This window comes from Shewanella sp. 11B5 (genome assembly GCF_002836795.1).
Lineage (GTDB): Bacteria > Pseudomonadota > Gammaproteobacteria > Enterobacterales > Shewanellaceae > Shewanella > Shewanella frigidimarina.
Window position 1 is genome coordinate 1 of sequence record NZ_PJAP01000335.1, and the last position, 6,579, is coordinate 6,579.

The following is a 6,579-nucleotide window of genomic DNA, read 5'->3' on the forward strand; positions in this document are numbered from 1 at the left end:
GCGCGGTAAAACAGTTAAAGCGGCTGGTCTAGTGGTGGCTACGCGTGTGATGATCACTAAGCGTGGCTCAAAAATGGGCTTAGTCACATTAGATGACAAAAGTGCTCGCCTAGAGGTGATGCTATTTACCGAGCCGTTTGAGAAGTTTGGTCATATGCTTGAAAAAGACCGCATTCTTATTTGTGAAGGTGATGTCAGTTTTGATGATTTCTCTGGCGGCAATCGCATGAACGCCCGTAATATCATTGAAATTGGCGAAGCACGCAGTCACTTTGCCAAAGCGGTTGAAATCAATGTTCATGGCGATGATGTCACGCCTGACTGGTTACAAACCTTTGAGCAAACATTAACACCGTGGCGTAAGGGCGCCGTGCCTGTGGTGATTAACTACACCAAACAACAAGCCAGCGGCAAAATCGTGTTAGGTGAAGAGTGGCGAGTTAACCCTAGTGATGAGTTAATGTTAGCCCTCGAAAGCATGCTTGGTTCAACTAACGTCAAAATCGTGTTTAATTAGGCGCGCATCATGATTGAAAAGTCTTCGTTAACAGAGCAAATAAGTGCACCACAACTGCTAAGTTTGCTCGAACAAGCGATATTACCCCTTTATCAAATGAGTGTGGTTAAAGGTGAGTCATCGCCTAAGTTAGTACTGGCTTACAGTGGCGGCGTTGACTCAGAGGTGCTCGCGTGTGGATTAAGTGCCTTGGCACACAAACATCCGCATATTGCTTGCCTGCTTATTCATGTTCATCATGGGCTAAGTGCAAATGCTGACATTTGGGTACAGCACTGTATCACTCGGGCTAATCATTATCAGCTGCCAGTGCAGATTGAGCGAGTTAAGGTTGAAAAGGGCCCTCGGCAGAGTCTAGAGGCGCAAGCCCGCGATGCTCGTTACCAAGCATTTGACCGTTATCTTAATCCCGGTGACATTTTACTGACCGCCCATCATCAAGATGATCAACTTGAAACCTTATTACTCGCGTTAAAACGTGGTCAAGGCCCAAAAGGGTTGGCGGCAATGGGGGCGATACAAGCTTACAAGCAAGCTTGGCTAGTTAGACCGTTATTGGATATCAGCCGCGATCAAATTGAGCAATTTGCGGCGCAAAAACAACTATCCCATATTGAAGATGAAAGTAACCAAGACGACAGCTTTGATAGAAATTTTTTACGCCTCGATATCATTCCAAGATTAAAACAGCGTTGGCCAAGTATTACGACCACCGCAGGGCGTAGCGCCGCATTATGTGCCGAGCAGCAACAGGTTATTGACGACGAAGTGAGTCATCGCTTACCCGAGTGGTTAATAGTGCCAAGTGATACAAATGCATTAATGACCGAATCAACCGGGTTTAAACTCACCGAGTTTGGTCAATTGAGTGCTGCTTGGCAAGCATTACTGTTTCGCGGTTATTTAATTCATTGTGGCGTTAGTTTACCTTCGCAAGCACAATTACAGCAGATCCTGTCACAACTATTAGCGGCTAAAGACGACGCTAATATATCGATTCAGTGGGGCGATTATCAGGTTAAACGCTTTGCTGGTATCGCTTATGTTGTTAGCCATAAAGAGCTCGACGCTATTGATGCAAGTGCAGTGCAACAACAATTTGAGCAACTGCTTAACGGCGAGTTGCAACAGGTAGTGTGCCGAGTTGGGCACAAGCAATGCCAGCTGGGCCTGCAAATCGCCACAGACAATACGCCGCTTCTTGCTTTACCCAATAATATCGCCCTGAGCATACGTTTTGGCGCGGCAGGTTCAATTAAATGCCAGCCACAATTTGCTACATCACAACGGCAAAAAGCGCGCGAATTAAAGAAATTGTGGCAAGAATGCAATATCCCGCCATGGCGAAGACCACAAATTCCGTTAGTTTTTTATGGTGACACTTTAGTGGCCGCCGTTGGTTTATGGGTCGACAAACGCTACCTTGCCCAAACCGGTGAGCAAGGGATTTGTATACCGCTTTTTGACGCACGATGAAAAGTGATTAAGGCAGGTCAAGACGATAACAAGCGATAGAAACAAGCAAAAGCAGTAACAGTCTGCTAAGACGATAACAAGCGATAACAACGGATAAATCGCTAGGTGCTAGGCCGCTTCGCGACTAGATGCGACAAAGCGGTAGTACTGCTGATGGCTTCAGACTATATTACTGAATTCGGCCTTTATTGCCGCGAAGCGTTCTAACAGGACGAAGTCCGCTCTCGTCCCTAGCATCTGTTACAATAAATTTTCTTAATACTCAACAGAGGATGTTGTCTGTGAATACCTTTCGTTTATTAGCCGTGTTTGGTGTGTTGCTTCTGCCAAGCGTAAACGCTACCCCATTTCAATTTGATCAAAAAACCTATCGTCAAGATGTGCAAACCTTAGCAAGTGATGAATTTGAAGGCCGTGGGCCGTTATCTCATGGTGAAAAACTGACGGTTGAGTATTTAGAAAACGCCTACAAAGCAATGGGACTAGCTCCAGGTTTTGGTGACAGTTATCGTCAAGCTGTGCCAATGGCTAAAATTACTGCTGATCAAACAATGCAGCTGAGTATGGGCGATTTAGTGTTTAACAACGGCACTGACTTCACCGCACGTACTGAACAAGTTCAGCCTCAAGTGAGTGTAGATAACAGCGATGTAGTGTTTGTTGGCTATGGTATTAATGCGCTGGAATATCAATGGAATGATTACGCCAACATTGACGTTAAAGGCAAAACCGTGATTATGCTGGTCAATGACCCAGGCTTTGCGACTCAAGATCCAGCCATCTTTAAAGGCAATGCCATGACCTATTATGGCCGTTGGACTTATAAGTATGAAGAAGCAGCAAGGCAGGGCGCCAAAGCGGTGTTTATTGTCCACGAAACTGCACCCGCAGCCTACGGTTGGAACGTCGTTGAAAACAGCAACACCAATACCAAATACACTTTAGTTGATGACCACAAAAACCAATCACACATTGGCGTCATGGGTTGGATCCAACATCAAACCGCGCAAAAAGTGTTTCAAGCAGCAGGGCTAGACTTTGATAAAGTCAAACTCACCGCAGCAAAAGCGGGTTTTCAGTCTATACCACTTAAACTCAAAGCCAATTTAGCAGTAAAAAATACCATTGAATTAGCCACATCCTATAACGTAGCAGGGCTGATACCAGGTACCAGCCAAGCCGACGAATGGTTGGTCATGCATGCTCACTGGGACCATTTAGGTAAAACCGTACAAGACGGTAAAACGGTTATTTTAAACGGCGCTGTCGACAATGCCTCTGGCGTGGCAGGTGTGTTACAACTTGCTCGTCATTTTAAAGCGCAAAACAAAGCACCTAAACGCTCTATTCTGTTTACTGCATTTACCGCAGAAGAAACAGGACTCATTGGCGCGCAATACTTTGCTGCCAATCCTCCGGTACCGACTAAACAACTGGTATCGTTTTTAAATATAGATGGCATGAATGTAGGCAAAGGTGTTAATTACATCCTGCGTTACGGCCAAGGCGTATCAGAACTTGAAACCTATTTAGACGATGCCGCCAAAGCACAAGGCCGTACAGTAAAGGCTGATCCCCGTCCACAAAATGGCTTAATGTTTCGTTCAGACCATTTTGCTTTAGCCCAACAAGGCGTCCCCGGGTTAATGTTCATGAGCTTAGGCGACACCGACCCAGACTACATTGCCCATAAGTACCATCAAGGCGCAGACGATTACGATGCCAGCTGGAATTTAGGCGGGGTAGAGCAAGACCTTGCCTTAATCAGCGACATCATTGAAAAGCTAGCCAACAACAACGACTGGCCAAAATGGATAGAAGATTCAGACTTTAAAAAGCGCAGAGCACAAGACGGTAAGTAGTGTTAGCTAGTTGGATAAAGAGAGGAGGCGAAAGCCTCCTTTTTTATTAGATATGGTCTACGGCCACTAACGTCGTGGCGCTTCACCCACACCAGACTATTTCAAACTTCGTTTGAATTGAGATCGCAAGGTTCCACCCTACATGGGCTGATACATATGGCCTACGGCCACAAAGGTCGTGGCGCTTCGCCCACACCAGACCAAGAGGAAATCAGCGGCTATTCCCTCTTGGAACTCCCAGCCGCCCCGCAACATTTTCGCTATTTACAAAACAACAGCTGCGAAAAGGTCGCCATGGGGTCAGATTTAACTTTGATCGGCATTTGTAGACGGCTTCGGACTTATTCGAAAATGCTAACGCTTCCGATGGTACATCCTGTACCGCGAAAGCTAGCCTGACGTCCTGTCAGGCTCACGCTATTTTCTTCAACGTCCTCAAGTTCAGAGTTGAATCACACCAATTGCAAGCAAGGTATGCAAATCATTTATGCCCCAAAGTGTGTTTCATCTCGATGTGCGAACTAAGCTAATTTGCTAGTTTTGACATACAAAAAATAATGAATGGTAAAAGGCAAGACCTGAATCCCCCAATGGTTTGCTGGTGTCATCAACATAAGAGAGTTTTCGCAAGGCCTCTTCGAAGGCATAACGTTAAGGACTTGGCCTATCGTATCTGAGTCAAAACATTGCCTAGTGCTGAAAAACCTTTCTCCTTGAGGCTCCCCTTGAAGAATAAACAAGGGCAATTAGTGTCCAATCAATGTAAATCTGAGTTTAATCATAATATACAAAGTTTCATATCAATAAGTGATATATAGTATGATTTGGATAAAAATCATGAGGTTAGTGTTTTGGAAATTATTCATTTATCAGATTTACATTTTGGTGATAGCCAAGCCCCTTTTAGCGAAAACGAGTTATCAGATGCTTTGTCAACATATGTTGTTGGGAAAGCAGAAAATCCCATCCTGATTCTTAGCGGTGATATTACTGTAAAAGGTAGAATTGAAGGCTATGAGTTTGCTACTAGGTTTGTAGAAAACTTGATTAAAAATACAGGAATATCAAGACATGACTTGTGTTTCTGTCCAGGTAATCATGATGTTGTAGAGGGGAGCTTTGATGCGTTTAGTCGTTTTGCTTATGGAGCTAGACGAGATAGAGAGCTTGACTTTACTCGCGATACTTATAAGAAAATCGTAATTCAAGACACACTGTTTTTTATTATAAATAGCTCATTCCACTTGAACCATAAATTCGGGCTAGTTGATGATAAGTGTTTTGATGAAGATCTCTTAGAGTTTGAGGGCATGAGAAAAGTTATTGTTTTTCATCACCATATATTGAATCAGTTTGACGATGATATATCGGCAATAAGAAATGCATATGATTTAGTACAGTTTATCGAACGACACTCATTTTCATTAGCTCTTCACGGGCATCAGCACACCGAACAGTTGTACCATCTAGGGAGAAATACTACTCCCGTTATATCAGCAAGAAGTGGCAATTTTAACCAAACTGGCTTTTTTAATGCGTTTAACCACTACAAGTTAGTTGACGACAAAATCACTATGAATAGCTTTGCTTTTGAACGAGCAAAGAGATCAGTAAAAGTTAGAAAGATTGGCGAGGTTAATTAAATATGGTAATAAAATACAAGAAAGTAAACGGCCTAGAAGATATTGCCCGTGATGCTAGTGACAGCATTCCAGAAGATTGTTTTAAAATCAACTTTCTGCTGGCTTACGAACTACCTACAAGAAGTTTAGTAAAAAACATTTTGTCAGATGTTCATGAAAAAGCACTTCAGTGGAGCGCTGATAAGTGTCCTGAGAACTTATACTTCAATCATGGACAGTTCAAAGTAGGTGGAGTCGATAACATCATAAGTGAGCTGAAAGAAAAGCCGTCCAGCAATAGAGCGCTTTATTCGTTAATCGATCAAAACACCATCATGAATTCAGAGGATAAACCAATTCCTTCATTTATGCTTTTTCAAAGCATTCTTGATGAAGGAATTCTGTATTGCAACGTATATTTTAGAGCTTTAGAAGTAAGTAAGTTTCTAAGAATCAATCTCGAAGAAATAAGACTAAATATTGAATCAATTGACAGTTCCTCATTATCATTTCATACCGTGAGGCTAGTGCTATTAGCGTGTCGAGCTCATCATGCACCGAACTTTAACGCTTTAGAAAAACCAAAGTTAGAGCAGATATCTCCAGTGCGTATATGTCTGATGTTGCAAAAAAATAGTCGAGACATAGCTCCACTTATTGTGCAGATGGCAGAGGTTCAAACAGTATTAAGCAGTAAGTCAATAACTCATATCCTCGAGTATGTAGAAGCAGAGTGGGCGGCTGATAACAAAGGCAGGCTTATAGCACTGTTGAGAAGAACGATTACAGAAATTGATCAGCTTGAAGAACTTCGTAAACAACATTCGCATCATGAACGAGTAAGTACTTTAGGAGCATCGGTTGCAGTGAATCTGAGAGCTATAGCAGGAGAATTTGATAAATGAGTATTACCTTAAAAGAAATTTGCCGTAAGCAAGAAAATTTCGATAAGAAAACATCGATTAAAGGTCGTTCATTTTACCGTAGCATCGATGAAGACAATCTACATGAGCTAGAGCACTTAATCGTCTGCCTCATTGGGGAGATTGGAGAGTTTTCCAATTTAACCAAAAAGGTGGTTAGGGGTGATAAATGCTTGAAT

At 42.9% G+C, this 6,579-nt stretch carries 6 protein-coding genes; all 6 read left to right on the top strand.

Annotated elements, in window-relative coordinates:
• Positions 1 to 517: OB-fold nucleic acid binding domain-containing protein (locus CXF78_RS07025; protein ID WP_257984860.1), on the top strand; the 517-nt coding region annotated here is incomplete at its 5' end.
• A 9-nt stretch (positions 518 to 526) separates the two neighbouring features.
• On the top strand, positions 527 to 1,993 hold the full coding sequence (gene tilS, locus CXF78_RS07030; RefSeq protein WP_102036369.1) for a tRNA lysidine(34) synthetase TilS: 1,467 nt from the start codon (positions 527 to 529) through the stop codon (positions 1,991 to 1,993).
• Between the two features lie 272 nt (positions 1,994 to 2,265).
• Positions 2,266 to 3,855, top strand: a complete 1,590-nt coding sequence (locus CXF78_RS07035; protein ID WP_102036370.1) for a M28 family metallopeptidase — start codon at positions 2,266 to 2,268, stop codon at positions 3,853 to 3,855.
• 851 nt (positions 3,856 to 4,706) lie between these two features.
• Positions 4,707 to 5,498 (top strand): metallophosphoesterase family protein, encoded by a 792-nt coding sequence (locus tag CXF78_RS07040; protein ID WP_102036371.1) that lies wholly within the window; start codon positions 4,707 to 4,709, stop codon positions 5,496 to 5,498.
• 2 nt (positions 5,499 to 5,500) lie between these two features.
• Positions 5,501 to 6,382: a hypothetical protein gene (locus tag CXF78_RS07045; protein ID WP_102036372.1), complete on the top strand. Its 882-nt coding sequence runs from the start codon at positions 5,501 to 5,503 to the stop codon at positions 6,380 to 6,382.
• On the top strand, positions 6,379 to 6,579 hold a 201-nt coding region (locus tag CXF78_RS21615; RefSeq protein ID WP_219622055.1), incomplete at its 3' end, for a hypothetical protein. The genes CXF78_RS07045 and CXF78_RS21615, both read left to right, overlap by 4 nt.